This window comes from Ruegeria sp. CDSC081 (genome assembly GCF_059610485.1).
Genome location: NZ_JBXWNS010000004.1, coordinates 43324 through 68740, shown reverse-complemented (window position 1 = coordinate 68740; position 25417 = coordinate 43324). Strand labels below are relative to the sequence as shown.

General features: G+C 60.6%; 25 protein-coding genes and 1 riboswitch. Of the genes, 21 read left to right on the top strand and 4 right to left on the bottom strand.

All coding sequences use genetic code 11. The annotated features are described in order from the left end of the window. Genes cobN through cobJ form a run of 5 tightly spaced genes read left to right on the top strand, consistent with a single transcriptional unit; the run spans position 1 to position 6521 of the window. Positions 1-3294, top strand: a complete 3294-nt coding sequence (gene cobN, locus AC2FH9_RS08050; RefSeq protein ID WP_496871198.1) for a cobaltochelatase subunit CobN — start codon at positions 1-3, stop codon at positions 3292-3294. Further along, on the top strand, positions 3291-4418 hold the full coding sequence (gene cobG / locus AC2FH9_RS08045) for a precorrin-3B synthase (protein WP_496871197.1): 1128 nt from the start codon (positions 3291-3293) through the stop codon (positions 4416-4418). The genes cobN and cobG overlap by 4 nt, the downstream gene beginning before the upstream one ends. Further along, positions 4418-5047 (top strand): precorrin-8X methylmutase, encoded by a 630-nt coding sequence (locus tag AC2FH9_RS08040; protein ID WP_496749464.1) that lies wholly within the window; start codon positions 4418-4420, stop codon positions 5045-5047. The genes cobG and AC2FH9_RS08040 overlap by 1 nt, the downstream gene beginning before the upstream one ends. Then, on the top strand, positions 5044-5772 hold the full coding sequence (locus AC2FH9_RS08035; RefSeq protein WP_496749463.1) for a precorrin-2 C(20)-methyltransferase: 729 nt from the start codon (positions 5044-5046) through the stop codon (positions 5770-5772). Before AC2FH9_RS08040 ends, AC2FH9_RS08035 begins: the two co-directional genes overlap by 4 nt. Beyond that, positions 5769-6521 carry a precorrin-3B C(17)-methyltransferase gene (cobJ, locus tag AC2FH9_RS08030; RefSeq protein ID WP_496695985.1) on the top strand — a complete coding sequence of 251 codons (753 nt, stop codon included), beginning with the start codon at positions 5769-5771 and terminating at the stop codon, positions 6519-6521. Before AC2FH9_RS08035 ends, cobJ begins: the two co-directional genes overlap by 4 nt. Here the strand turns inward: cobJ and AC2FH9_RS08025 are convergent. Next, entirely contained in the window at positions 6494-7243 is a 750-nt protein-coding gene (locus tag AC2FH9_RS08025) for a cobalt-precorrin-6A reductase (RefSeq protein ID WP_496871196.1), read from the bottom strand. The two genes, cobJ and AC2FH9_RS08025, sit on opposite strands and share 28 nt — an antisense overlap. Here AC2FH9_RS08025 and cbiE point away from each other — a divergent pair. The 9 genes from cbiE (at position 7242) to AC2FH9_RS07980 (ending at position 14091) form a co-directional block, all read left to right on the top strand. Continuing rightward, the gene (cbiE, locus tag AC2FH9_RS08020) at positions 7242-8441 is read left to right on the top strand and encodes a precorrin-6y C5,15-methyltransferase (decarboxylating) subunit CbiE (protein ID WP_496871195.1); all 1200 of its coding nucleotides are present in this window, start codon (positions 7242-7244) and stop codon (positions 8439-8441) included. The two genes, AC2FH9_RS08025 and cbiE, sit on opposite strands and share 2 nt — an antisense overlap. After that, positions 8438-8806, top strand: coding sequence for a cobalamin biosynthesis protein (locus AC2FH9_RS08015; RefSeq protein ID WP_496749690.1), 369 nt, complete (start codon positions 8438-8440; stop codon positions 8804-8806). The genes cbiE and AC2FH9_RS08015 overlap by 4 nt, the downstream gene beginning before the upstream one ends. After that, positions 8803-9597: a precorrin-4 C(11)-methyltransferase gene (cobM, locus tag AC2FH9_RS08010; RefSeq protein ID WP_496749459.1), complete on the top strand. Its 795-nt coding sequence runs from the start codon at positions 8803-8805 to the stop codon at positions 9595-9597. The genes AC2FH9_RS08015 and cobM overlap by 4 nt, the downstream gene beginning before the upstream one ends. After that, entirely contained in the window at positions 9584-10906 is a 1323-nt protein-coding gene (locus AC2FH9_RS08005; protein WP_496688607.1) for a cobyrinic acid a,c-diamide synthase CobB, read from the top strand. The genes cobM and AC2FH9_RS08005 overlap by 14 nt, the downstream gene beginning before the upstream one ends. Further along, positions 10903-11631 carry a uroporphyrinogen-III C-methyltransferase gene (gene cobA, locus AC2FH9_RS08000; RefSeq protein ID WP_142632880.1) on the top strand — a complete coding sequence of 243 codons (729 nt, stop codon included), beginning with the start codon at positions 10903-10905 and terminating at the stop codon, positions 11629-11631. The genes AC2FH9_RS08005 and cobA overlap by 4 nt, the downstream gene beginning before the upstream one ends. Next, the gene (gene cobF / locus AC2FH9_RS07995) at positions 11624-12367 is read left to right on the top strand and encodes a precorrin-6A synthase (deacetylating) (protein ID WP_496751633.1); all 744 of its coding nucleotides are present in this window, start codon (positions 11624-11626) and stop codon (positions 12365-12367) included. Before cobA ends, cobF begins: the two co-directional genes overlap by 8 nt. 43 nt (positions 12368-12410) lie before the next feature. Further along, a riboswitch (cobalamin riboswitch) is annotated at positions 12411-12619 on the top strand. Positions 12620-12656: 37 nt separating this feature from the next. Continuing rightward, positions 12657-12827 carry a CbtB domain-containing protein gene (locus AC2FH9_RS07990; protein ID WP_142632876.1) on the top strand — a complete coding sequence of 57 codons (171 nt, stop codon included), beginning with the start codon at positions 12657-12659 and terminating at the stop codon, positions 12825-12827. A gap of 4 nt (positions 12828-12831) precedes the next feature. Continuing rightward, positions 12832-13530: a CbtA family protein gene (locus tag AC2FH9_RS07985; protein ID WP_142632874.1), complete on the top strand. Its 699-nt coding sequence runs from the start codon at positions 12832-12834 to the stop codon at positions 13528-13530. Positions 13531-13596: 66 nt separating this feature from the next. Then, positions 13597-14091: a hypothetical protein gene (locus AC2FH9_RS07980; protein WP_142632872.1), complete on the top strand. Its 495-nt coding sequence runs from the start codon at positions 13597-13599 to the stop codon at positions 14089-14091. Here AC2FH9_RS07980 and AC2FH9_RS07975 read toward each other — a convergent pair. Further along, the gene (locus tag AC2FH9_RS07975; RefSeq protein ID WP_246097114.1) at positions 14088-14501 is read right to left on the bottom strand and encodes a DUF1636 family protein; all 414 of its coding nucleotides are present in this window, start codon (positions 14499-14501) and stop codon (positions 14088-14090) included. The two genes, AC2FH9_RS07980 and AC2FH9_RS07975, sit on opposite strands and share 4 nt — an antisense overlap. Before the next feature lie 68 nt (positions 14502-14569). Between AC2FH9_RS07975 and AC2FH9_RS07970 the strand changes: the two genes are divergently transcribed. From AC2FH9_RS07970 to mdoH, 7 genes are all read left to right on the top strand, one after another. Continuing rightward, positions 14570-15028, top strand: coding sequence for a DUF302 domain-containing protein (locus AC2FH9_RS07970; protein ID WP_496871194.1), 459 nt, complete (start codon positions 14570-14572; stop codon positions 15026-15028). A 77-nt stretch (positions 15029-15105) separates the two neighbouring features. After that, complete coding sequence (locus AC2FH9_RS07965) at positions 15106-16725, top strand: thiamine pyrophosphate-binding protein (RefSeq protein ID WP_496749453.1); 1620 nt, start codon at positions 15106-15108, stop codon at positions 16723-16725. Beyond that, a complete protein-coding gene (locus AC2FH9_RS07960; protein ID WP_496749452.1) occupies positions 16712-17896 on the top strand; it encodes a CaiB/BaiF CoA transferase family protein in 1185 nt (394 codons plus the stop codon). Before AC2FH9_RS07965 ends, AC2FH9_RS07960 begins: the two co-directional genes overlap by 14 nt. A 181-nt stretch (positions 17897-18077) precedes the next feature. After that, the gene (locus AC2FH9_RS07955) at positions 18078-19448 is read left to right on the top strand and encodes a tetratricopeptide repeat protein (RefSeq protein ID WP_496871193.1); all 1371 of its coding nucleotides are present in this window, start codon (positions 18078-18080) and stop codon (positions 19446-19448) included. A gap of 34 nt (positions 19449-19482) precedes the next feature. Next, positions 19483-20700, top strand: a complete 1218-nt coding sequence (locus tag AC2FH9_RS07950) for an OpgC family protein (protein ID WP_496871192.1) — start codon at positions 19483-19485, stop codon at positions 20698-20700. After that, complete coding sequence (locus AC2FH9_RS07945) at positions 20697-22196, top strand: OpgD/OpgG family glucan biosynthesis protein (protein WP_496871191.1); 1500 nt, start codon at positions 20697-20699, stop codon at positions 22194-22196. Before AC2FH9_RS07950 ends, AC2FH9_RS07945 begins: the two co-directional genes overlap by 4 nt. Beyond that, complete coding sequence (mdoH, locus tag AC2FH9_RS07940) at positions 22193-24061, top strand: glucans biosynthesis glucosyltransferase MdoH (RefSeq protein ID WP_496871190.1); 1869 nt, start codon at positions 22193-22195, stop codon at positions 24059-24061. The genes AC2FH9_RS07945 and mdoH overlap by 4 nt, the downstream gene beginning before the upstream one ends. On the opposite strand, the gene AC2FH9_RS07935 is transcribed toward mdoH, so the two are convergent. After that, complete coding sequence (locus tag AC2FH9_RS07935) at positions 24062-24877, bottom strand: CE1 family esterase (protein ID WP_496784722.1); 816 nt, start codon at positions 24875-24877, stop codon at positions 24062-24064. Continuing rightward, complete coding sequence (locus AC2FH9_RS07930; protein WP_496749447.1) at positions 24874-25347, bottom strand: rhodanese-like domain-containing protein; 474 nt, start codon at positions 25345-25347, stop codon at positions 24874-24876. Before AC2FH9_RS07930 ends, AC2FH9_RS07935 begins: the two co-directional genes overlap by 4 nt. Positions 25348-25417: the final 70 nt, after the last annotated feature.

Genomic DNA, 25417 nt, shown 5'->3' with positions numbered 1-25417 from the left:
ATGCACGTCGTCTTCCGCGAAAGCCACGGGTTAGAGGAAACGGAGACCCCAACCGATCTGGGCCAGAGCCCGGCGGATCTGGTGGTGCTGTCCTTTTCCGACAGTGACCTTGGCGCTTTCGCGGCAGGCTGGCATCGTGGTGGTGGACCCGAAGGCCGGATGCCGACCCTGCGGCTGGCCAATCTAACGGCGCTGAAACACCCGCTTTCTGTCGACACCTATGTCGAGCAGACGCTGGAGGGCGCCAAAGGTATCCTGATCCGCCTGATCGGTGGCGTGCCCTACTGGTCCTATGGCTTGCAGCAGGTTCTGGCACTGGCTCAAGCTAAGGGCATTGCCGTTGCTGTGCTGCCTGCGGATGGACGTGAAGATACGCGGCTGGATGACTATTCTACCCTGCCCGTTTCAACCCTGCGGCGGCTGGCGCATCTTTGCGACACAGGCGGTGAGGTCGCAGCGCAGGCTGCGCTGGCGCAAATGGCACTGGCCGCGGGGCTTTATTCTGGCCCGGTGATGGGGGCCAAGACGATCCCGGAATGTGGCGTATGGTGCCCGGATCGCGGTGTGATCCCGGCGGATACCGCATTCGCCGGTGATGCCAAGCGCATCCTCGTGACCTTCTATCGCGCCTATCTGACCTCGGCAGACACTGCCCCGGTCGCGGCCCTGATCCACCGTCTGCGTGCGCGTGGGTTTCAGGCTGTTGGCCTATTTGCGCCGTCGCTCAAAGCCCCTACCGCCGCTGACTGGCTGCGCGAACAGGTCGTAGCGCTGGCCCCCTCGGCAATCATCAACGCCACCTCCTTTTCGGGCAAAGGCGCCTCGGGAACGTCCCCGCTGGACGCCGCCAATGTGCCGGTATTTCAGGTCGCCTTGTCCACCGCACGCCGCAAGGCTTGGGTCGATGCGGAACGCGGGCTGTCCCCCGCCGACCTCGCAATGCATGTGGTCCTGCCCGAGGTGGATGGCCGCATTTCGGCGGGCATCGCTTCGTTCAAGGAACCGGGCAAGCGCGACCCGTATCTGGAATATTCCCGTTTTGCTCACTGCCCCGAGCCGGAACGGATTGAGGCGATCATTGACCGGGTCGACGGCTGGCTGGGCCTGACCGATAAACCCAAAGCCGATCAGAGACCGGGGCTGGTGCTGTCCACCTATCCCGGCAAGGATTGGCAGATGGCCCATGCGGTGGGCCTGGATGCACTGGCCTCGGCCGAGGCGATGCTGTCCGATCTGCAGGCCGAAGGCTATGACACCGCACCCGGCGCGCCGATTGCCGAGACGCTTTTGGATGCGCGACTGTCTTGGCCGCTCGCGGCCTATCAAACCGCGCTGGCGGACCTGCCGGAGCAGCTGCAAACGGATCTGCAATCCATTTGGGGCAAGCCCGAGGACGACCCGTTTTTTGCCGATGGTGCCTTCCACTTTACCGCCCTGAACCGGGGCAAGACGCTGATCGCGCTGCAACCCGAACGCGGCACACCCGAGCTGCGCGATGACGACTATCACGACCTGTCCCGCACCCCGCGCCACAGCTATGTTGCCTTCTATCTCTGGCTGCGTAAGGGGCATGGCGCGGACGCGCTGATCCATATCGGCGCGCATGGCACGTTGGAATGGCTGCCAGGCAAATCGGTCGCCCTGTCCCAAAACTGCTGGCCTGAGGCGTTGGTCCGCGATCTGCCGGTGATCTACCCCTTTATCGTGAATGACCCCGGCGAGGCCGCACAGGCCAAGCGCCGGATCGGCGCGGTTACACTGGGCCATATCCCACCCCCGATGCGAACAAGTGACACGCCGGACCGTATGGTGCGGCTGGAATCCCTGCTGGACGAATTCTCGAACGCCGACGGGCTGGACCCCAAACGCCGCGACCGACTACAAGAAGACATACGGGATGAGGCGCAGGCCATTGGTCTGGAAAGCGATCTGGGTCTGAATCAGGCAACCTGTACCGCCGAAGCGATCACCCGTATCGACCGATTTGTCTGCGACATCAAAGAAAGCCAGTTCGGCGACGGCTTGCACGTCTTTGGCCGCGTCCCCGAAGTGACCGGCAATTTTGATGCCACGCCTTCGGCGCATGCGGAACGTCAATCACTTTTGGACGCACTGGCCGGGAAACGGATCGAGGCTGGCCCCTCTGGCTCACCCTATCGCGGGCGCTCGGACGTGCTGCCGACAGGGCGAAATCTTTACACCACCGATCCGCGTTCGGTTCCAACTCGCGCGGCCTATACCCAAGGTGTCAAACTGGCCGAGGAACTAGTGCGGCGGCATCTGCAGGAAGAAGGCGATTACCCCAAGGGGCTGATTGTCGACCTCTGGGGCTCGGCCACGATGCGCACTGCGGGTGAAGAATTCGCCATGGCGCTTCACCTGCTGGGTGTGAAACCGGTTTGGGACAAGGGGTCGGAGCGGGTTTCCGGTATCGAGGTGCTGCCAATCACTGATCTCAGCCGTCCACGGCTAGACGTGACCTTGCGTGTCTCGGGCCTGTTCCGCGATGTATTCCCGACGCTTTCTGCGCTGTATGGCCAGGCAGTGCGAGCATTGTGTGAACGGGACGAGGCAGGAGACTGGAACCCATATGCCGGGCAGGCACCGGCCGCCCGTGTCTATGGCCCCGCCCCCGGCAGCTATGGCCTGAACATGACGCAGCTATCCGAAATCTATACGGACGAAGCGCGCGCACAGGCCGGTCAGGCTTGGCTGGATGCCAGTTCCTTTGCGCTTGAGGGCGAGCAAATTGCACGGGATGTCGATGGTATTACCCAACGCGTTGCCCTTGCCGACAGCTTTGTTCACCTTCAGGACCTGACCGAAACCGATCTGCTGTTGGCCAATGACTATGCCACGCATGAGGCCGGTTTTGCCGCCGCCAAGAAAGTCACTGGCGGTACTGCGCAGCTGTACCATCTGGACAATACCAACCCAGACACACCCCGCGCCCGAACCCTGTCTGAGGAAATCAGCCGCGTTGTCCACGCGCGCGCGGCTAATCCTGACTGGATCGCAGGAATGCAACGGCACGGATTCCGCGGCGCCGCCGAGATCGCGGCAACGCTGGATCATATGGCAAGCTTTGCCCATCTGTCGGGAACCGTTGCACCGCATCTGTTTGACATCTACCACGATGCCACACTGGGTAACGCCGAGGTTGATGCCTTTCTGCAAGAGAAGAACCCACAGGCGCATCAGGCCATGCAGGATCGGTTCCGTGCGCTGCTCGAGGCTGGCTTGTGGAACACGCGCCGAAACTCGATCCGAGCCGATCTGGAGGGGTTGGGATGAGTGCACCGATCGTTCAGGGCTGGTGCCCCGGCGCCCATCGCCCGATGATGTCGGGGGACGGGTTGGTCGTGCGGGTTCGGCCGCGGTTGGCGCGCCTTGAGGCAGCGCAGATGTTAGGCCTGTGCGAACTTGCCGACCGGTTCGGCAATGGCACCATTGACCTGACCAATCGCGCCAATCTGCAACTGCGCGGTGTGGCCGAGGCCGATCACCAACCTTTGCTAGAAGAACTCGCTGCGCTGAACCTTTTGGATGCGGAACCGGGTATCGAGGTGCGGCGCAATATTCTGGTGACGCCGCTCTACCAATCCGGCGATCTTACCGCACGACTGACGCAGGAACTGACCGACCGGTTGGGTGAATTGCCGTCGCTACCAGCCAAGTTTGGGTTTGCCATCGACACCGGACCAAATCGCCTGTTGGTCGGGGATTCGGCGGATATCCGGCTGGAGACAGGCCCCGACGGGCTGATCCTACGCGCTGATGGGGCCGAAACAGGGCGTCGCGTGACCGAAAAAATCGCCATCGACCACCTGATCGCGCTGGCCGAATGGTTCGCGGATCACCACACTCCCGAGGCCCGGCGCATGGCCCGCGTGGTTGCGACACAGGATTTGCCGTCAGAATGCCAAGGCAGCGCACCGGGTGATGTTGGCGCTCTGCCTGAGCCGGGCATCGTGGAACTGGGTGCGCTATACGGAGCCGCGTTCGGTCAGTTGCCAGCGCGCGCGCTTGCGGGGCTGATTGAGACCTGCGGTGCCTCTGCGCTGCGAGTCACCCCTTGGCGGCTGTTCCTGATGGAAGGCGGGGCGGCGATACCCGCCCGAGCGTTCGTCACCGATGGCACCGACCCGCTGATGACCACTGACGCCTGCCCCGGCGCCCCGCTCTGCCCGCAGGCGCAGGTGGAGACCCGCGATATCGCCCGCGCGCTTGCCTCGCGTATTCCCGGCCACTTGCATGTCTCGGGCTGTGCCAAAGGATGCGCGCGCATGGGACCAGCTGATGTCACCCTGGTCGGCCACGATGGTCGATTTGATCTTGTCAAACAAGGCCGCGCGGGAGATGAGCCAAACCTGCGCGGGTTAAGCCCCGAAACACTTATGACCATGGACTTCACCTGATGCCCTATGAATACGAAACCGACGGCGCCGCGATCTACAAACAAAGCTTTGCCACCATCCGGTCCGAGGCCGATCTGGCACGGTTCGACGCCGATGAGGAACAGGTCGCCGTCCGGATGATCCACGCGGCAGGTATGGTGGGGCTGGAAGAGTTCGTGCATTTCTCACCCGGTTTTGTGACCTCGGCCCGTGCCGCGTTGGAAGACGGCGCACCGATCCTGTGCGACGCCCGCATGGTCAGCGAGGGTGTGACCCGGTTCCGCCTGCCCGCCGATAACGAGGTGATCTGCACCCTGCACGACGAACGTGTGCGTCCGCTGGCTGCCGAGATGAGCAACACCCGGTCCGCCGCTGCGCTGGAGTTGTGGCGCCCGCATCTGCAAGGTGCCGTGGTGGCCATCGGTAATGCGCCCACCGCCCTGTTCCACCTGCTGAACATGCTGGAAGACCCCGACTGCCCGCGCCCTGCGGCCATCATCGGCTGCCCGGTGGGCTTTGTCGGTGCGGTCGAATCTAAAGACGCTCTGTGGGAGGCGCAGCCTGTGCCGTCCTGCATCGTCAAGGGTCGCCTTGGTGGCAGCGCCATCACGGTCGCCGCGGTCAACGCCATCGCGAGCCGCGCCGAATGAACGCGGGCAAGATATACGGTGTCGGCCTCGGCCCCGGCGATCCGGACCTGATAAGCGTCAGGGCCGACCGCCTACTGCGCACTGCCCGCCACGTGGCCTTTTTCCGCAAACCGGGTCGCAGTGGTCAGGCCCGCAAGATCGTCAATGGCATGATCCCAGAAGGCGCGGTGGAATTCCCGATGGAATACCCCGTGACCACAGAAATTCCATTGAGTGATCCGCGGTACAATGAGCTGCTCTCGGCGTTTTATGAAGATTGTGCCGCGCATCTGAAGACACTGTCGGATCAGGGCGAAGACGTGGTGGTCCTGTGCGAGGGTGATCCGTTCTTCTACGGATCATTCATGCATCTTTACAATCGATTACGCGGCGAATCTGAAGTTGAAGTCGTGCCTGCGATCACCGGTATGTCCGGCGCGTGGACCGCAACCGGCGACCCCATCACCTGGGGAGACGACGTATTGACCGTTCTGGTCGGCACATTGCCCGAAGACGATCTGGCCCACCGGATGGCCCAAACCGACGCGCTGGTGGTGATGAAGATCGGGCGCAATATCGACAAAGTGAAGCGGGCCTTGAAGACGGCCGGTTTGTATGACCGTGCTTGGATCGTGGAATACGCTCAGATGCCTAATCAACGCGTGTGCAAATTGTCGGAAAATTGCGAGGGGATCACCCCGTATTTCTCGATCATCATCGTTCACGGACAAGGGCGGCGGCCATGAGCGGCTGGGTCAAGATTGCAGGACTCGGGCCAGGAAACGAGGCTCTGGTGACGCCCGAAGTGACCGCTGCGCTGGCTGAGGCGACGGATGTCGTCGGCTACATTCCTTACGTCGCGCGCATCGCCGAACGCCCCGGCCTGACGCTGCATGCCAGCGACAACCGGGTTGAGATCGACCGTTCGCAGCATGCGTTGCAAATGGCGGCCGAAGGGAAGCGCGTAGTGGTCGTATCCTCGGGCGATCCGGGCGTATTTGCCATGGCAGCAGCGGTGTTCGAAGCGCTGGAAAACGGCCCCCGTGAATGGCGCGACCTATCGGTTGAGGTGCTGCCCGGGATCACCGCGATGCTTGCGGCCTCCGCCCGCGCTGGCGCCCCGCTTGGGCATGATTTCTGCACCATCAACCTGAGTGACAACCTCAAACCTTGGCCTCTGATCGAGAAGCGCCTGCGTCTGGCAGCGCAAGCGGATTTTGCGATGGCGTTTTACAACCCCCGCTCGAAATCCCGCCCCGAAGGCTTTGTCAAAACACTGGAAATTCTGCGTGAGGAATGCGAACCCGAACGGCTGATCCTGTTCGCCCGCGCTGTCAGCCGGGTGGATGAGGCAATCCGGATTTCGACATTGATTGAGGCCACGCCTGATATGGCCGATATGCAGACCGTTGTCATCGTCGGCTCATCACTGACCCGCGTGATCGAACGCGCCGGTGACCCGATCGTCTATACGCCGAGGTTCACCCCGGAATGAGCCAGCCAATCCAGAACCTGCGGAACGCTCGACAGTTCCAGCCGCTGCGGCAGGGCTGGACGGTCGACCATCAACACCGGTATGCCCAGAGCCCGCGCGGCGTCCAGCTTGGCGCGCGCGCCGGCGCCGCCCGCGTTCTTGGATACCACCAGCTGCGTGCCGTGGCGCTGCATCAACGCCCGGTCATCAGCCTCGGCAAAGGGTCCGCGCGCCACGACAACCTCGCAATTCGGCAAGGGCAGGACATCGGGTTCATCCACCAGCCGCAACAGGTAATGGTGCTGGGGCTGGCTGACGAAATCTTCGAGATGCATGCGCCCGACCGCAAGAAACACGCGCTGCGGATTACCGGACAAAGCGGCCACCGCTGCGGCGATATCCGGGACGCGCAGCCAGGTGTCACCGGGCTGCGGTGCCCATTCGGGCCGTGTCAGCGCAACAAGTGGAATCTGCGCCGCATGGCAGGCCTCAATCGCGTTACGGCTCATCCCGGCGGCAAAAGGGTGGGTCGCGTCGATCACGTGGCTTATGCTGTGGTCATGGATATATTTCACCAGCCCTTCGGCCCCACCGAACCCGCCAACACGTACCGGCAGAGGTTGCGGGCGCGGATTGTCGACACGCCCGGCATAGGAATAGGTCGCGGGAATACCCCGGTCGGCAATGGCTTTTGCCAGCGCGTTGGCCTCGGTCGTGCCGCCCAATATCAGGAGGTTGGACATGTCTGAAGCTCCGTGGCTGACCGTTTTGGGTTTGGGCGAAGATGGACTGGATGGCTTGCCCCCCGCAAGCCGTCAAGTGCTGGAACGCGCTGAAATCATCATGGGGCCACCGAGACACCTATCCTTGGTTCCCGATTTCGGAGCCCAGCAGGTGGAATGGCCTGTGCCCTTTGCCGATGGTCTGCCGATCCTGACCGGTTTTCGCGGGCGATCAACCGTGGTTCTGGCCTCGGGTGATCCGTTCTGGTTCGGCGCCGGATCCGTGATCGCGCGGAATTTCGAAGCCGGGGAATGGGCCGCCCTACCCGGCCAATCCACTTTTTCGCTGGCCGCTGCGCGGTTGGGCTGGCCGCTGGAAAGCACGCAGACATTTGGTCTGCACGCGGCCCCGCTGACCCGGCTGCGCCCGCATCTGGCCCCCGGCCTGCGCGCGATTCTGCTGTTGCGCGATGGTAAAGCCGTGACGGAACTTGCCACCTATCTGACTGACACCGGCTTTGCCGACACACACCTGCATGTGATGGAGGCCCTGGGCGGCCCGCGCGAACGGGCGCGCAGTGTCTCGCTGACCGAGGCGCTGTTGGGTGGGTTCGATCACCCGGTCTGCGTCGGGCTCGAGGTTGCTGGCGGCGGGCAGGCCTTTCCGCGCGCCTCTGGCAAACCGGATGAGATTTTTGAGACCGACGGCCAGATCACCAAACGCCCTATCCGTGCGCTGACCCTTTCGGCGCTGGCCCCGCAGCGGGACGAGCATCTGTGGGACATTGGCGGCGGCACCGGGTCAATCAGCATCGAATGGCTGATGTGTGATCCAACGCTCAGCGCCACGACGGTCGAACCCCGCGAAGACCGCGCCGAGCGTATTCGCCGCAATGCCGACGCTTTGGGTCAGGACCGGCTGCAGGTGGTGCATGGCACCGCCCCGGATGCGCTGGACGGCCTGCCCCTGCCCGATGTGGTTTTCATTGGCGGCGGGCTGAGCAGTGAGCTGCTGCAATGGCTGCATACAACCCTGCCCTCCGGCACGCGGCTGGTGGCCAACGCGGTGACTTTGGAAAGCGAAGCTCTACTAGCGCAGTGGCAGGATAGGCTGGGCGGTGAGCTGCTACGGGTCGAACTGGCACAGGCTTCAGCCCTGGGGCCGCGGCGCGGTTGGAAATCGGCCTATCCGGTGGTGCAATGGAGCGTCACGCTATGATCGTCGCAGGCATCGGTTTTTCCTCGGCCGCTACGCTGGACAGCCTGCGCGCCGCCTATGATCAGGCGAGTGCCGGTCACGCTGTGGACGCGCTTGCCACGGTAGCCGACAAGGAAGGCCACGCCGCACTAACAGATTTTGCCTCGGCCATTGCCCTGCCCTTGCATTTCATTCCCCCCGCCGATCTGGCCGGGCAGCGCACCCTCACCTGCTCGACCCGCAGCCGCGCCACCTATGGCACCGGCAGCGTCGCCGAAGCATCCGCCCTTGCCGCCGCCGGAACTGGTGCGCGGCTGATCTCACCCCGACAGATTTCAGACGACCGGCTGGCCACCTGCGCCATCGCCATCGGAGGACAGACATGACCGTTCATTTCATTGGCGCCGGACCGGGCGCCGCCGACCTGCTGACCCTGCGGGGGCGCGATATCATCGCCGCTTGCCCGGTCTGCCTGTATGCGGGTTCGCTGGTGCCAGAGGAAATTCTGGGCCATTGCCCCGACGACGCCAAGATCGTGAACACGGCGGCGATGGATCTGGATCAAATCATGGCCGAGATCGAGACCGCACATCAGGCCGGTCTGGATGTTGCGCGACTGCATTCCGGCGACCTGTCGGTCTGGTCGGCGATGGGCGAACAAATCCGCCGCCTCAAGGAATTGGGCATCCCGGTCAGCGTGACCCCCGGCGTGCCGTCTTTTGCCGCTGCAGCCGCATCTCTGGGCACGGAACTGACCCTGCCCGGACTTGCGCAATCAGTGGTCCTGACTCGGACACCGGGACGCGCATCGTCGATGCCCGAGGGCGAGACGCTGAAAAACTTTGCCCGCACCGGGGCGACACTGGCCATCCACCTGTCGATCGGCAATCTGGATACGGTGATCGCCGATCTGACACCTGCCTATGGGTCCGACTGCCCGGTGGCCGTTGTCTATCGTGCCAGCTGGCCCGATGAGCGGATCATCCGTGCCACGCTGGCAACCCTAAAAGACGCGTTGGACGAGAGCATCTCGCGCACTGCGCTGATCATGGTTGGCCCGGCACTGGCTGGTGAAGGATTCGACGAAAGCTGCCTGTATTCAAAGGATTACGACCGCCGGTATCGCCCGCAAAGCGCGGACAGCCCTTGGTCAAGCTGGAGCCATGGTGATGACTAACCCTCCGGGTATTCTGATTTCGGCACCGTCTTCGGGGACTGGCAAGACCACCGTGATGCTGGGCCTGCTGCGTGCGCTGGCCGAGGATGGCCTGACCGTCCAACCATTCAAAAGCGGCCCTGACTATATCGACCCGGCCTTTCACCGGGCTGCGGCTGGGCGCGCCTCGTTCAATCTGGACAGCTGGGCGATGGGCGATCCTCTGCTGAACGCAATATCGGCACAGGCTGACGGCGCGGATATCGTCGTAGCCGAAGGATCGATGGGTCTGTTCGACGGTGTCGCCAAACCCGGTGAGATTGGCCATGGATCTAGCGCGGAAACCGCGCAGCGTATGGGCTGGCCTGTGGTGTTGGTTCTGGATGTCGGCGGTCAGGCGCAATCAGCTGCAGCCACGGCGCTGGGGTTTCGGATGTACAACCCCGACCTGCCCTTTGCCGGGGTAATTTTGAACCGCTGCGCCAGCCCGCGCCACGAGCGTCTGACCCGGTTGGGTATGGAACGTGCAGGCCTGCCGGTTCTGGGCGTTCTGCCACGACGCGGAGACCTGACACTTCCCGAGCGGCACTTAGGTTTGATCCAGGCGGTGGAACATCCCGATCTGGAAAGCGCCATTGTCGGCTATGCTGCGTTCCTGCGTGAACATGTCGATCTGGAGGCGATCAAGCGGGCGGCTTCCTCAAGCCCAAATAGGCCATCGTCAGCCGTGCTACCCCGCCCTCCGGCGCAGCGGATCGCACTGGCGCGGGATGCTGCGTTTTCGTTCACCTATCCGCATTTGCTGGAAGGCTGGCGCACGGCGGGTGCAGAAATCCTACCGTTTTCACCGCTGGCGAATGAAGCCCCTGCCCCGGATGCCGATCTGGTCTGGCTGCCGGGTGGGTATCCCGAGTTGCACGCAGCCACATTGGCCGCCGCCAACACCTTCCAGACTGGGCTGCGCAAACATGCCGAGACAAGACCTGTGCATGGCGAATGCGGGGGCTACATGGCGCTGGGTCAGGCGTTGATCGACAAAGAGGGTGCCCGGCACGAAATGGCGGGCCTTCTGGGCCTTGTGACCTCCTATGAAAAGCGCAAGTTCAACCTGGGTTATCGCAAGGCGGAATTATTGGCCCCAATGGCCGGATTTGCCGAAGGCACAGCGCTACGCGGGCATGAGTTCCACTATTCCTCGATCATCGAACAGCCTGACGCCCCGCTGGCGCGCGTGTTCGACGCCGAAGGCGCGGAAGGCCCGCAAACCGGATCGGTGCGAAACAATGTCACCGGGACATTCTTTCATCTGATCGCCGAGGCCTCGGCATGAGTGGTTTTGTGTCCTTCATCGGTTCAGGCCCCGGCGACCCGGAATTGCTGACACTGAAGGCGGTAGACAGGATGCAGAAAGCCGATGCGGTGCTGTTTGATGACCTCAGCAGCGGCCCGATCCTGAGCCACGCGCGCGAGGATGCTGATCTGGTTGGTGTCGGCAAACGCGCCGGGCGCCCCTCGCCCAAGCAGGATCACGTCAGCCGCTTGTTGGTCGAATATGCACAAACCGGTCAGCATGTTGTGCGGTTGAAATCCGGTGATGGCGGCATGTTCGGCCGGCTTGAAGAAGAACTGGTGGCCCTGCAAGAGGCCGGGATCGACTATGAAATCATCCCCGGCATCCCCTCGGCGGTAGCGGCGGCGGCAGCGGCGGGCATTCCGCTGACCCGGCGACTGACCGCGCGGCGCGTGCAATTCGTCACCGGCCACGATGTCAGTGGCAAACTGCCCGAAGATCTGAACCTGGCAGCACTGGCTGATCCACAGGCTACGACCGTCGTGTTTATGGGCAAGCGCACCTTTCCCCTTTTGGTTGGCGCCCTGCATTCGCACGGCCTGCCGCTGGACACGCCTGCATTGATGGCCGAATCCGTCTCGACCCCCGAACAAAAACTGCAACGCTCGACCATCGGTGCTTTGTCGCAGCAGTTGGAAACCGAGATCGGCACCGCCCCGGCCCTGATCCTGTATGGACCTCTGGCAGAGTTCGAAAATGATTGACCTGACGCTGATCGGTATTGGCACCGGCAACCCGGATCATGTGACATTTCAAGGGGCGCAGGCGATCCGTTCGGCGGACCTGATCCTGATCCCCCGCAAGGGCGAAAACAAGGCCGATCTGGCAGGGCTGCGCGAGCAGATCATCGCTCAGGTCGCGGATACCCCTCCGCAAATCGCGTATTTCGACATTCCCAAACGCTGTGCCGATGATGGCTATTTACGCGGAGTGGACGAATGGCACGACGCGATTGCATTGCGCTGGCAGGAGGCCATCGCAGCCCACCCGAAGGCCCGCCATGTGGCGCTGCTGATCTGGGGGGATCCGTCGCTGTATGACAGTTCGCTGCGAATCGCGGCACGTTTGACCCCTCAGCCAGAAACACGGGTGATTCCCGGCATCACAGCGCTGCAAGCGCTGACGGCGGCCCATGCGATTCCGATCAACGAACTGGGCGCGCCCTATATCGTAACAACTGGTCGTCGCATCCGGGACGAAGGATGGCCGGAAACCGCAGAAAACGTGGCGGTGATGCTGGATGGCGAATGTTCCTTCCAAAACCTGAACATGGAAGAATTGGACATTTGGTGGGGCTCATATGTCGGCATGAAAGAGGAAATCCTGATCAAAGGCCCTTTGGCCGAGGTTGCGCAGCAGATTCTAGACCGCCGCGCCCATGCCCGTGCCGACCATGGTTGGATCATGGATATTTATTTGCTGAAAAAGCGCATAATCTGACACAATACGTCGCAAATGATGATTGCACCGCCACAGCTATAGCGGCTAAATGGGGGTGTCTGGTCCTGCCGGAGAAATCCGGATGCTAAGAGGGAATTTGGTGCGACTGCCTCGGTGGTCAACTCCAAAGCCGCCCCCGCGACTGTAAGCGGAGAGCCCCTGTTCAACCAGCCACTCCCGGTTCTCCGGGGGGAAGGCGAACAGAGGCATCGACCCGCAAGCCAGGAGACCTGCCAGGCGCAAAAACGAAACACCGGCCGTCGGGTGCGGCGGCAGAGGAGAATACAAAATGGCAACACAAACGAAAACAGCATCCGCCGCGCGTACAGGCTTTGTTCCGGTCATGTTTGCAGTGGTTCTGGGTCTGGGCCTCATCACGCTGACCGGTCACGTTCAGGCAGCGGCCCTGCATGATGCAGCGCATGACGTGCGTCACGCGACCGGCTTCCCCTGCCACTAAGACCGTGTTCAGTCGTATATTGACCAGCGCGTTGTTCGCTGGTGCTGCAGCGGGGCTGATTGCCGCCTTGCTGCAGTTGGTATTTGTGCAACCAGTATTGTTGCATGCCGAGCTTTATGAATCCGGAGAGCTGGTGCATTTCGGGGGCGAGACCGTATCGGCTCATCCCGAGCTGCCGCGCATGTTCTCTGAACTGACGCGTGATGCGCTGAGTGTCATCTTTACCATGCTGACCTATACCGGCTATGCGTTGGTGATGGTTGCGCTGATGTCGGTAGCCGAAGGTCAAGGACATCAGATTGATGGCCGGACCGGCGTCCTTTGGGGGTTGGCCGGATTTATCGCCTTCCACCTTGCACCAGGTTTCACCCTGGCGCCTGAAGTGCCGGGTGTCGCAGCAGCCGATGTCTATGCACGTCAGGTCTGGTGGTTCGCAACGGTTGCAGCAGCCCTTGTCGCCATGTGGTTGATCGCCTTTGGAGGTAACCTGATCAGCTATGTGATCGCTGCGGTACTTCTGTTGGTGCCACATCTTATCGGTGCACCCGAGCCCGATGTTTTCACCGGCCCTGTGCCGACTGAAATTGGCGCATTGTTCGCCGCACGAGCTTTTGGAATCGGTCTGGTTGCATGGGTTCTGGTTGGCGCGTTCGCTGGCTATTTCTGGCAGAAAGAAGCGCAACCTTCCGAAGCAACGGCCTGATCGCACTTCGATTGAACGCGCCGGGTGTAAACTTGGCGCGTTTCCCTATGTTTTCAAGGAAATACAATGACCCGTTCACTTGCTCTATTCGTGATCGGTCTGGTCTTTGGCGGCGGTGCAGGATTTGTAATTGCTGCTGCAAATGGCGTCACATTTGATGGCCACGACCATTCTGATCCGTCTATTCACGGAGCCTCACACACTGAGACCATGGCCCACGATCATTCCACGGCCCTGAACCTACCGGCAGGCACAGATGCACCTACACTGGACATCGCTCTGACACAGGATCCTATGTCTGGCTGGAACCTGCATGTCATGCCAAAAAACTTTACCTTCGCACCGCAGAACGCATCGACCGCAGACATGGCGGGCGAAGGGCACGCGCATGTTTACATCAACGGAGAAAAGCTCGCCCGGCTTTACGGCAGTTGGATGCACATTGATCAGTTGCCCAAAGGCGAGGTCGAGGTTTCGGTTTCGCTGAATTCCAACAGCCATAGCCCGCTTTCGGTCGATAACGTGCCGGTTCGTGCTGCGGTTACGGTTCAGGTCGATTAAAGCGCCGGAATACGCGCACGCAAACACATCCGAAGCCGCCCGCAGGGTCGGGCGTCTTCAATCCAGCCCTGCGGGCTGTTCAGGTAAGTACGGCAAGTTTCAGCGATATCCGCAGCATCCGCCGCCACATCGACTCCCGAAAACACATAAGATGCGCGCCCCTGCGCCTGTATAGCTAGGGCCGTGGGTTCCGCGCAGCCGCTGAAACAGGCGTGTTCGCTCACTTCGACCTGATCCGTCAATCCGGCCCTTTTCAGTGCGTCCTGCACAGCCTGCACCTCGGCCGCCCGATCGCGTGCGGTGCCACAGGTTTTGCAGATCATCAGGCGCATCCGATCCAGACCTTTCCCTTCGTCCTGCGCCCGTTTCTGCGGCTTTAAGCGGCGCGGCGCAATCCCGAATGCGCACAAGATTGTGAGTGCGACGTCCCCGCATTTCTGGCAGGATTCCTGCAGACACCTTAAAAGGAGGCCTCTGGATGAAACTGCTTTGGACTGTCTTCGCCCTGCTGGCTCTGCCCGCCTGGGCCGACGAACCGCTCTCGGGATGGGCCGTGTATCCAACAGGCAAAAGCTATGATGAATTGGTCTTGGACACCAAATCGGCGGTTAAGGCAAACGGTCTGATCGTGGTCACGCAGGCCGGCCCCACCAAAGCCGCCGCCGCGCGCGGGATCACAATCCCAGGCAATCTGGTGATCGGCGCCTTCAACAATGACTATGCGGTGCGCGTGCTGGAAACCTCGGTGCGCGCAATGATCGAAGCACCGATCCGGTTTTACGTGACCGAAAACGAGGACGGCACCGCCACCCTGTCCTATAAAACGCCCAGCTTTGTATTCGCGCCCTATATCTATGAGGGCGGAGACCCCCTGAGGGACATTGCCCAGGAATTGGATGACACCTTTCAGATCGTGGCCGAAGCCGCTGTCAAATAGTCACACTGGCGTGATGCGCCTTGCGTCCGGGTCTGTCCTCCGCAATCTGCGTTGAAACAGTTTTCGGAGCTTTACTGATGCAGGACTCGTCGCCCCGCGCTGCGGACATTCTGGCCCAACGGCTTTATGAGGCTGGCTGCCGTCACGCTTTTGGCATGCCAGGTGGCGAGGTGCTGACCCTAGTGGATGCGTTGGAAAAGGCGGGGATAACCTTTCACCTGACCAAACACGAGAACGCGGCCGGCTTTATGGCCGAGGCGGTGCATCACCGCGACGGCGCCCCGGCCATTCTGGTGGCCACGCTCGGCCCAGGCGCGATGAACGGGATCAATGTGGTCGCCAATGCGTTGCAGGACCGGGTGCCAATGATCGTGCTGACCGGCTGTGTCGACGCAGATGAGGCGCTGACATACACCCATCAGGTCATGGATCACGCACGGGTCTATCGCTCGATCACCAAAGGGACGTTCATGCTGACCGCCAAAGGCGCGGATATTATCGCAGACAAAGCGGTGTCGCTGGCCAATCAGCCGCGCCCAGGACCGGTGCATATCGACGTGCCGATTTCGGTTGCGGATGCGCCTGTGACCGATGTCAAACGCCGCCGTCTTGTCAAACCTGCCGCCGTCGCGCCCGAGGGGGATTGCGTTGAAAAAGCCCGCCGCTGGGTGGCACAGGCCGAACGGCCCATCGCGATTATCGGCCTGGATGTTCTATATGACGACTCGCGCAATGTGGTGCAGGCGTTCCTTGAACATTTTGGCATTCCTTTTGTGACAACCTACAAGGCCAAGGGCGTGGTTCCCGAGGATCATCCACTGTGCCTTGGCGGCGCGGGCCTGTCGCCGCTTGCTGACACCCATCTGGTGCCGCTGGTTGAACAGGCCGATCTGGTGTTGTGTCTGGGCTATGACCCGATCGAAATGCGCCCAGGCTGGCGCGAGATTTGGGACCCCGAAGAAAAGCGCGTCATCGACATTTCAGCGGTTCCAAACGATCACTACATGCATCAGGCCGGGTTGAACCTGGTGGCTGATACCGGCGCGACCCTCGAGGCCATTGCAAAGGGCAACCCTGCCCGCGCCACCTGGCCCGGCGGCGAGCCCGAACAGGTTCGGGCCGCCCTGGCGCGAGCCTTCCCTACTGATGACGTATGGGGTCCCGCCGCGGTAATTGCGGAAACCCGCGCGGCTCTTCCTGCCGAGACATTGGCTACCGCTGACAGTGGCGCACATCGCATCCTTCTCAGCCAGATGTGGGGATGTTCCGAAGAACGCGGGCTGATCCAGTCTTCGGCGCTCTGCACCATGGGCTGCGCTCTGCCAATGGCCGTCGGGCTGAAACTGGCCGAACCCACGCGCCCGGTCATCAGCTTTTCCGGCGATGCCGGGTTCCTGATGGTCGCCGGAGAACTGTCGACCGTTGCCGAGATGGGTGGTAACCCGATTTTCCTGGTGTTCGTCGACGCCAGCCTTGCCCTGATCGAGTTGAAACAGCGTCAGCGGCAAATGGGGAACGTAGGCGTCGATTTCGACCGCCACGACTTTGCAGCTATTGGCCGGGCCTTCGGCGGGAATGGTCACACGGTGCGCACCCGCGCCGAACTGAGGGATGCTCTGGAAGCGGCAACCAAGTCTGATAGGTTCACCGTAATTGCTGCTGAGATTGATCGCGGAGGATATGATGGCCGGATCTGAAGGACCGCTGAAGGGCGTCAAGGTTCTGGACCTGTCTCGCATTCTGGCCGGACCGACCTGCACACAGTTGCTGGGCGATTTGGGTGCCAGCGTTATCAAGATCGAAAACCCTGCTACTAAAGGGGACGACACGCGCCAGTGGGGCCCACCCTATGTCGCAGATGCCGACGGGTTTCCATCAGATCTTAGTGCCTATTTCATGTCAGCCAACCGCAACAAGAAATCGGTCGCCATCGACATCACCACACCCGAAGGTCAGGCGGAAATTCGGCGGCTGGCCTCGTTTGCGGACATCCTGATCGAGAATTTCAAACCCGGCGGGCTTGCGAAATACGGGCTGGATTACAAATCGCTCTCGCAGGAAATCCCTAGCCTCGTCTATTGTTCGATCTCAGGCTATGGGCAGGATGGGCCTAACGCATCAAAGCCCGGATATGATCTGATGGCGCAGGGCTATGGCGGTGTCATGTCTCTGACCGGCGATCCCCAAGGGGCGCCGATGAAAGTTGGCGTTGGTATCGCTGATGTCATGTGCGGTATGTATGCCTGCGTTGGCATTTTGGCAGCATTGCGCCATCGGGACCAGACCGGAGAGGGACAGCAAATTGATCTGGCTCTGGTCGATTCCCAGATTGCGTGGCTGATCAATGAAGGCGTGAATTATCTGACATCCGGCAATGTGCCACAACGCCGTGGGAATGGTCATCCAAATATCGTTCCATATGACGTTTACGAAACCGCTGATGGCCATGTGATCCTTGCTGTAGGTAATGACAGTCAGTTCCGCCGGTTCTGCGAATTCATCGACCAACCTGATCTGGCGGATGACGTCCGCTTTGCGACGAATCCGGCGCGGCTGGAAAACCGGGATGCGTTGAACGCCCTTTTGCGCCCTGCGGTTCAGTCATATGATACCACAACCGTCATCGCAGAACTTGAGGCACGCAAAGTACCAGTTGGGCCGGTCCAGACCCTGGATCAGGTTTTTGACACCGAGCAGGTCGCGGCGCGGCAAATGCAGATCGCAATGCAGGCCGCCCCAGCCGAGGTAAAACTGATCGGAAACCCGCTGAAATTGTCGCGGACACCGGTAACCTATCGGACGGCTCCGCCACAGTTCGGAGCGGACACTGCAGCAGTCTTGAACGCTAAGAACCCATTTGAAGATTGAAACACAATGCCTTACTAGGCGGCATATTGCTGAAACATGCCGTTGAATCGGCGGATTTTTTCACGTTTTCCACACACAGCTTTTCACCAATTCGAGAGCAGGGCCGATACTGATACGACCCCGCCTGACTCTCTGCTAAATCGAATAAAGTAATAAATCGCAAATGGATTGGATCCCGCGCATGAAACAAGATGTTTTCGGACAGATGAACACTCTTTGCCATTCGGCCAGTGTCGAGGCGTGGAATGGTGTTCTGCTTGGTTTCATGGCGCATTCAGCTGTCACACCCCAGCATCTGGGCAAAGTGCTAGAGCTTGAGCCCGATTTCGCGCTTGGTCACGCCATCAAAGGTCTGTTCCTGGTCTTGCTGGGCCGGCGCGAGATGATGCGAGTTGCAGCGGAAGCGTTGAATGCTGCCAACACCGCTATGGATCGCCAACCGGTAACTGAGCGCGAGCGGCTTTATGTCGACGCGTTGGCCCTTTACCTGTCCGACCTGCCCTCACATGCAATCCAGAAGTTTGAAGAAATTCTGCGCCTACACCCACAGGACTCGCTGGCGATGAAACTCAGCCACGCAACACGGTTTGTCTTGGGAGATGCCGCTGGTATGCGACGGTCGATCGAACGTGTCCTGCCCGCTTATGAACCCGACCACGCCGGTCGCGGATATCTTCTGGGGTGCCATTCCTTCGCGCTTGAGGAAACCGGGGCCTATGAAAAAGCCGAAATCGCCGGACGTCAGGCCCTGTGGATGGTGTCGGATGATGCCTGGGGCCTGCACGCAGTGGCCCATGTGCACGAGATGACCGGCAATGCGCAGCAAGGTCTTGATTGGCTGGCCGGACGCGAGGATGCCTGGGCGCATTGCAACAACTTTCGCTATCATGTCTGGTGGCACAAGGCGCTGATGCATCTGGACCTGGGCCAGGTCGATCAGGTTATGGAACTGTATGACCAGTATGTCCGGCAGGACAAAACCGACGATTACCGAGACATATCGAATGCCACGTCGCTTTTGTCCCGGCTCGAGCTTGAGGGCGTCAAAGTTGGAAACCGCTGGGAGGAACTGGCCGACCTCAGCGCCGCCCGGACCGAAGATGGCTGCCTGATCTTCGCCGATCTTCACTATCTGCTGGCCCTGACCGGCGACAACCGGACCGAAGCGACCGGCAAAATGCTGCAGCGCATCCAGAAAGATGCCCAGCGCAATCAGGGCGACACTCCGATCCGGATGTCGGATCCCGGTATTGCCGCAGCCAAAGGGCTTGAAGCTTTTGGCGACGGCCTTTACGGCGAAGCATTTGATTTCCTGTCGAATGCACGGGACGGAATGCAACTGGCCGGTGGTAGCCACGCCCAACGTGATGTATTCGAGCGCATCACTATTGATTCCGGCCTGCGTGCCGGCCGTTTGGATGCTGTCGAGCGCATTCTAGACGACCGCCGTGCCAAGCGGGCCGGGGGTGAGGACAATTATGCTATGGCGCGCCGCGCATTGATCGATGCGGCCCGCGATAACCAAGACGCACAAAGCGTTCCGGCAGAATAACAAAACAAAAAGACTGAAGAAGGACAGAACTCGTATGGCGACTCTATCGCCCGCTTCTGATTTTGCACCTGTGGCAGCCACCTCGGCCGCCCCTGTTAGTACGCGCGACCCGCGTCTGGATTTCTATCGCGGAATTGCGATGTTCATCATCCTGATTGCGCATATTCCCAACGACCCCTGGGCCAAGTGGATCCCTGCCCGGTTTGGTTTTTCGGATGCAACCGAGATTTTTGTTTTTTGTTCGGGCATGGCCTCGGCAATCGCCTTTGGCGGCGCGTTCCTGCGCAAGGGCTGGTGGATGGGCACTGCGCGGGTATCATACCGGATCTGGCAGGTTTACTGGGCGCATATCGGCCTGTTCTTCTTTGTCGCGATGACGATGGCTGCGCTGAATCAAACAGGCCTGTTTGAGAAGAACTACATCTCGTCCCTGAACCTGCAGCATTTCTTCAATGATCCTGCGCCGCAGATCGTCGGCCTGTTCACCCTGACCTACGTGCCGAATTATTTCGACATTCTACCCATGTATCTGGTGGTACTTGCAATGATGCCGCTGTTCATGGGCCTGTCCCGCATCGGATTCTGGGCGGTTGCAGCCACATCCGTTGCTATCTGGCTCGTGGCGCAGACCGACGTTCTGGACCTGCCTGCCGAGCCCTGGTCGGATCGTCAGTGGTTCTTTAACCCTTTTGGCTGGCAGTTGCTGTTCTTTACAGGCTTTGCATTCATGCGCGGCTGGATCCCGGCCCCTCCGGTGTCAAAAACGTTGATCTGGGCAGCGGCGCTGTTCCTGATCTTTTCAATGCCTTTCGGGTCGTGGAAAGTGTTCACATGGGTGAATGCCGCAGCCCCGGACTTGGCCGATGAAATCCGCAAAGTCTGGCCCATCACGAAGGAATTCCGCGACAAAACCGATTTCGGTCTGTTTCGCTACATACATTTCCTGTCGCTGGCCTATCTGGGCTGGGTCGCTGCTGGCGAGCATGGACACCGCCTGATCGCAACCGGTCAGAGCGCAGGCGCCAAAGCTTGGCAAATCGTGCTAACCCTGGTCACCAAAGTGGGTCAGCAATCACTTGCCGTATTCGTATTTTCCATGGCAGCAGCACGACTTATCGGCGTTGGGCTCGATATGTTTGGGCGGGATTTTGCCACTGTCTTTGTCGCTAATATGATTGGCTTTGCCATGATCATCAGCGTGGCCTATTTGGCCGCGTGGTTTAAGTCACAACCCTGGAAATCAAAGAAATGAAATTCACACGTCGCGCATTTCTGGCCACGACTTCGGCGCTTGCCTTCGCCCCGGCCACCTTTGCCGTGGGCGGAAAGGTCCCGTTTGACCGCAGTGACGTGATCTCGCTGGCCCGCGAGTTGGCCGCAAAGCCCTTTGCCGAGCGCGAGATGGTCCCGCAGGAATGGCAGGACCTGACCTATGAGCAATACCGCTCGATCCGGTTCCGCCTGGATCGCGCGATGTGGTACGAGACCGAGACGCCGTTCAACGTCGATTTCTTCACCCCTGGGCTTTATTTCCCCCGCACGGTTCAGGTGTCGACTGTGGAAGACGGCATGGCCAAACCCGTAGCCTTCGATCTGTCGATGTTTGACAAGTCGACCGAGGTCCCTCAGTTGCCCGTCGACGACACGCTGGGTTTTTCGGGCCTGCGCCTGCGGACTGAAATGCACCGCCCTGGCAAAACGGATGAGTTCTGCGTCTTCCAAGGCGCCAGCTATTTCCGCGCCATCGGCTTGCACGAGGTCTACGGCCTGTCGGCCCGGGGGTTGGCGCTGAAAACCGGCGATCCGGATGGCGAAGAATTTCCCGAATTCATTCGTTTCTGGCTGGAACGTCCCAAGCCCGGTCAGCGCAACATGGTCGTTCACGCCCTGATGGACAGCCCGAGCGTGACAGGGGCCTATCGGTTCAATGTCACGGCAGGCGCGGATTGCGTGATGGAGGTCGAGGCCACTCTGTTCCCGCGTACGGAACTGACCCATGTCGGCATTGCACCCGGCACGTCGATGTTCCTGTTTGACCAGACCAATCACAGCCGTTTCGACGATTTCCGCCCTGCTGTGCATGACAGCGACGGGCTGCTGATCCGCAACGGCGCTGGCGAGGTCCTGTGGCGGCCTCTGGCAAACCCGACCCGCCTGCAGTTCTCGTCCTTTGTCGACATGAACCCGCGCGGGTTTGGCCTGATGCAGCGCAAACGGGCGTTCTCGGATTATGCCGATCTTGAGGCGAGTTACCACAAACGCCCCGGCCTCTGGGTCGAGCCAACTGGCGATTGGGGCAAAGGCGCGGTCACTCTGGTCGAAATTCCGGCCGATCAGGAAATCTACGACAATATCGTCGCCTATTGGCGTCCGATGGAGCCCTATGCGGCCGGAAGCCAGGTGGACCTGTCCTACCGCCTGATCTGGGGTGAAGAACCACAGCGCACCCCGATGCCGCGTGTGATCAACACCGCGATGGGTGACAATACATTTGGCGAGGGCCGTCTGGCTGTGATCGACTTTGAGGCTAGCGAGCTATTCGACGAACCTGAGGCGATGACGATCTTTGTGGACTCGCCCCATGCACCGACCTCGGAAGGCGTCCTACAGCGCAACCCCGATACTGGCGGCCTGCGGTTGGCCTTTTCCTTCGAGCCGGGAGACCGGAACCATGTGGAACTGCGGGCACAGTTGCTGAAAGACAAGCAGCCTGCCTCCGAAGTCTGGCTGTATCGTTGGACATCATGAGCAACGATCTGCATATCATGCCGCCTGAGGCACCCCTGGCAATGCCTGAGCAGAATTTCAGCGCAGGGTTCCGTGACGCTCAGGCGCCCGGCAGTAGGCAGGCATCTGCAGGATTCTGGCGTGCGCTGGCGTTCTCGCCTGCGATGGCGGCTACGCTGGGCATGCTTTGGGTCATGACCGACTGGTTCGGAGCCGAAGGGATCAATCTGATCGAAGCGATTCTGTTGGCTCTGATCTCATTCAACTTTTTCTGGATCTCTTTCACGGTCTGCACCGTGTTGTTGGGTATGATTTCCCTGTCGCGGCAGGAACAGCCCAAACGTCAGGGCCGCCCACAGGCGCTGCGCGTCGCGCTTCTTATGCCGGTCTATAATGAAGTACCCTGGAACGTGCTGGGCAACGCCCGCACGATGCTGGAAGACCTGCGCGCGCGGGATGGTCAGCACCACTATGCGATGTTCATCCTCTCTGACACCCGCGACCCCGAGATCGCGGCACAGGAACAAGCCAGCGTCGAAGCGTTGCGCACCACCCTCGCGCCGGGACTGGAACTGTATTACCGTCGGCGAGAACAGAACACAGACCGCAAGGTCGGAAATATCGCAGATTGGGTCAGCCGTTGGGGTGCGGATTGGGATGCGATGCTCGTGCTGGATGCCGACAGCCTGATGACCGGCCGCGCCATCCTGCGCCTGACGGATTCTCTGGCGCGCGACCCCGGTGCGGGCCTGATCCAGAGTTACCCTCAGTTAATTGGCGCTCAGTCGGTTTTTGCCCGGATGCAGCAATTTGCCAATGGTGTTTATGGTATCGCCTTCGCCGAAGGTCTGGCCCGCTGGTGTGGTCAGGAAGGTAACTATTGGGGCCATAACGCGATCATTCGCACCAAGGCTTTTGCCAACTGCGCGGGGCTGCCAAGACTGCGCGCAATGAATGGTCAGGAAAAACTGATCATGAGCCACGATTTCGTCGAGGCCGGCCTCATGCGTCGCGCCGGATGGGGCGTGCGGTTCCTACCGCGCATCCGAGGATCCTATGAAGAAACCCCACCAACGCTGATCGACCACGCGTTGCGTGACCGGCGCTGGTGTCAGGGCAATTTGCAACACCTGAAGTTGCTGGGCTCAACCGGATTCCGCGCTGTGTCGCGGTTCCACATGTTCCATGGAGCAGTCGGATATCTGATGTCGCCGCTGTGGTTTGCCTTGCTGGTGATGTGGGCGCTGATCGGTCAGGGCGAGGATGCCTCGGTCCTGCACTATTTCAGCCCCGACAATCCGCTGTTCCCGCAATGGCCCGAGATGTCGGAAACCCGCCACGTGCTGATCATTCTGGTCATGTATGCCATGTTGCTGGCCCCCAAGGTACTTGGCGTGCTTGCCCTGCCTCTTAGCGGTGTGCGCTATGCGGATTTCGGTGGCGCAGGTAAATTCATGACCTCATTCATCTCGGAAGTCATCCTGTCGATCCTCTATGCGCCGATCCTTATGGTGCAACAGATGATCGCCGTCTTCCGGACAATTCTTGGTATTCAAAAAGGCTGGTCTCCCCAGGCGCGGGATGGTGGCAGCTATGGACTGCGGACGCTGATCTTATGTCACACGTTGGAAACTATCAGCGGTACAGCCTTGGGCGCCGGCATCCTATCGGGTCTGGTGTCAATCTGGCTGGCTCCGATTGCCATAAGCCTGGCCTTTGCCATCCCGCTTTCCGCACTCAGCGGCGTTTCAACCTCACCGGCGCGGCGCATGGTCGGAATGAAAGAAGATGTTCAGGAACCGGCAATCACCCGGTCCGCCCGTCTCCACAGGGATGAATTGAAGCGCCTGGTCGAAGGTAAAACTGTCATGACTCCTGCCGAGTGATCAACCACCCGGCAGGCCCTCGTACCACTCTATCATCATATCCGACCACCCCTGCGGCACATTGTGACCACCGGGGAAAAGTGCGAATTCCAACATCGCCCCATCGGCGCATCCGGTCCATCTGCGGCGCATGAATTGCCCGGTCGTGGAAAATCCGCTGGGTTTGGTATCGGCGCATTCGTTTGCGACCCGCCAGATTTCCAGACCGGCAAAGATATCGCCCTGATGGAATCGACCACCGCCCAAAAGGCGCCCTTCCAGCGGGACTACATTGTCGGTCCAGCCATGGGTGTGAAACATACGCACCGGGCCATCGCAGGCCTCGGGATGCGGTCGCCAAAACCCACCTGAAACCGGAGCATAGGCCGAAAACGTATCCGGCGCCGCGCAAGCGAGGTAGTAGACCATGAAGGCCCCCGCAGAAAACCCGCCCAACACGACGCGGTCATCATCGACCCCGAACCGGTCCGACGCATCCTGAACCACCTCGCGCAGAAAAGCCGTTTCGTCACGCCCTTCCCAACCCGGGAAGAAATTCCAGCTTTGGCGGCCGTTACGCTCGGACCCCTCCGGTGCCATAACCGCATATCCGCGCGCAAGCAGAGGATCAACCAAGCTGCGGTTCTTCAGCGTTCCGGTCGCAGTCCCGCCATAACCGTGCAGAAACACCACCAGCGGTGGGTTTTCGGTTTCGGGAAGTTCGATATGGTACCCACCCGACGGCGTTTCGCACATGTCTTCCTGATCGACACAGGCGGCCATTCCTGCATTCGCGATCACGGCCATCCCAACCGACAGAAACAAGCTTCGGATCATTCTGCTTTCCCATCATAGTGTTGAACCGGCAGGCCTGCCCGGACCCAGCCCGGCCCTGCTGCTGAGCCTAACATACCCTCGGGCACGTCGATGATATTTTCGAATCCCGCCTCGGACAGCCGGTTGCTCAGCCGGGCCGAGCGCACACCGCGCGCGCAGATCAGGGCGATTGGGGCATCGAGGTCTCCGCCGACAATCTGCAGCAGCGCCTCATCAAAATCATCGCGACGCATGTCTAGGGGATGCGCGCCTTCGCCCACGCCCGAGGCATCCCATTCGCGTGGGGTACGGATGTCCACCAAAAATATATCTCCAAGCCTAGCTCGCTGATGCGCATCCCTGACACTGATCCGACCGCCCGCATAGCTCTGTGGGATCAGGCGGTATTCGCGGATCGCAAAACCGCCCAGAACAGCAGCCGCACCAAACAGCAGAACCTTTCGCCGTGTCCGGTTTGCCCCAGCAGCCACTGTAATCCCTCCTGATCCGATGCGGTCCTATGTATCACAGCAGCTTATCCAGTTCCGCGTCGAAATTAAC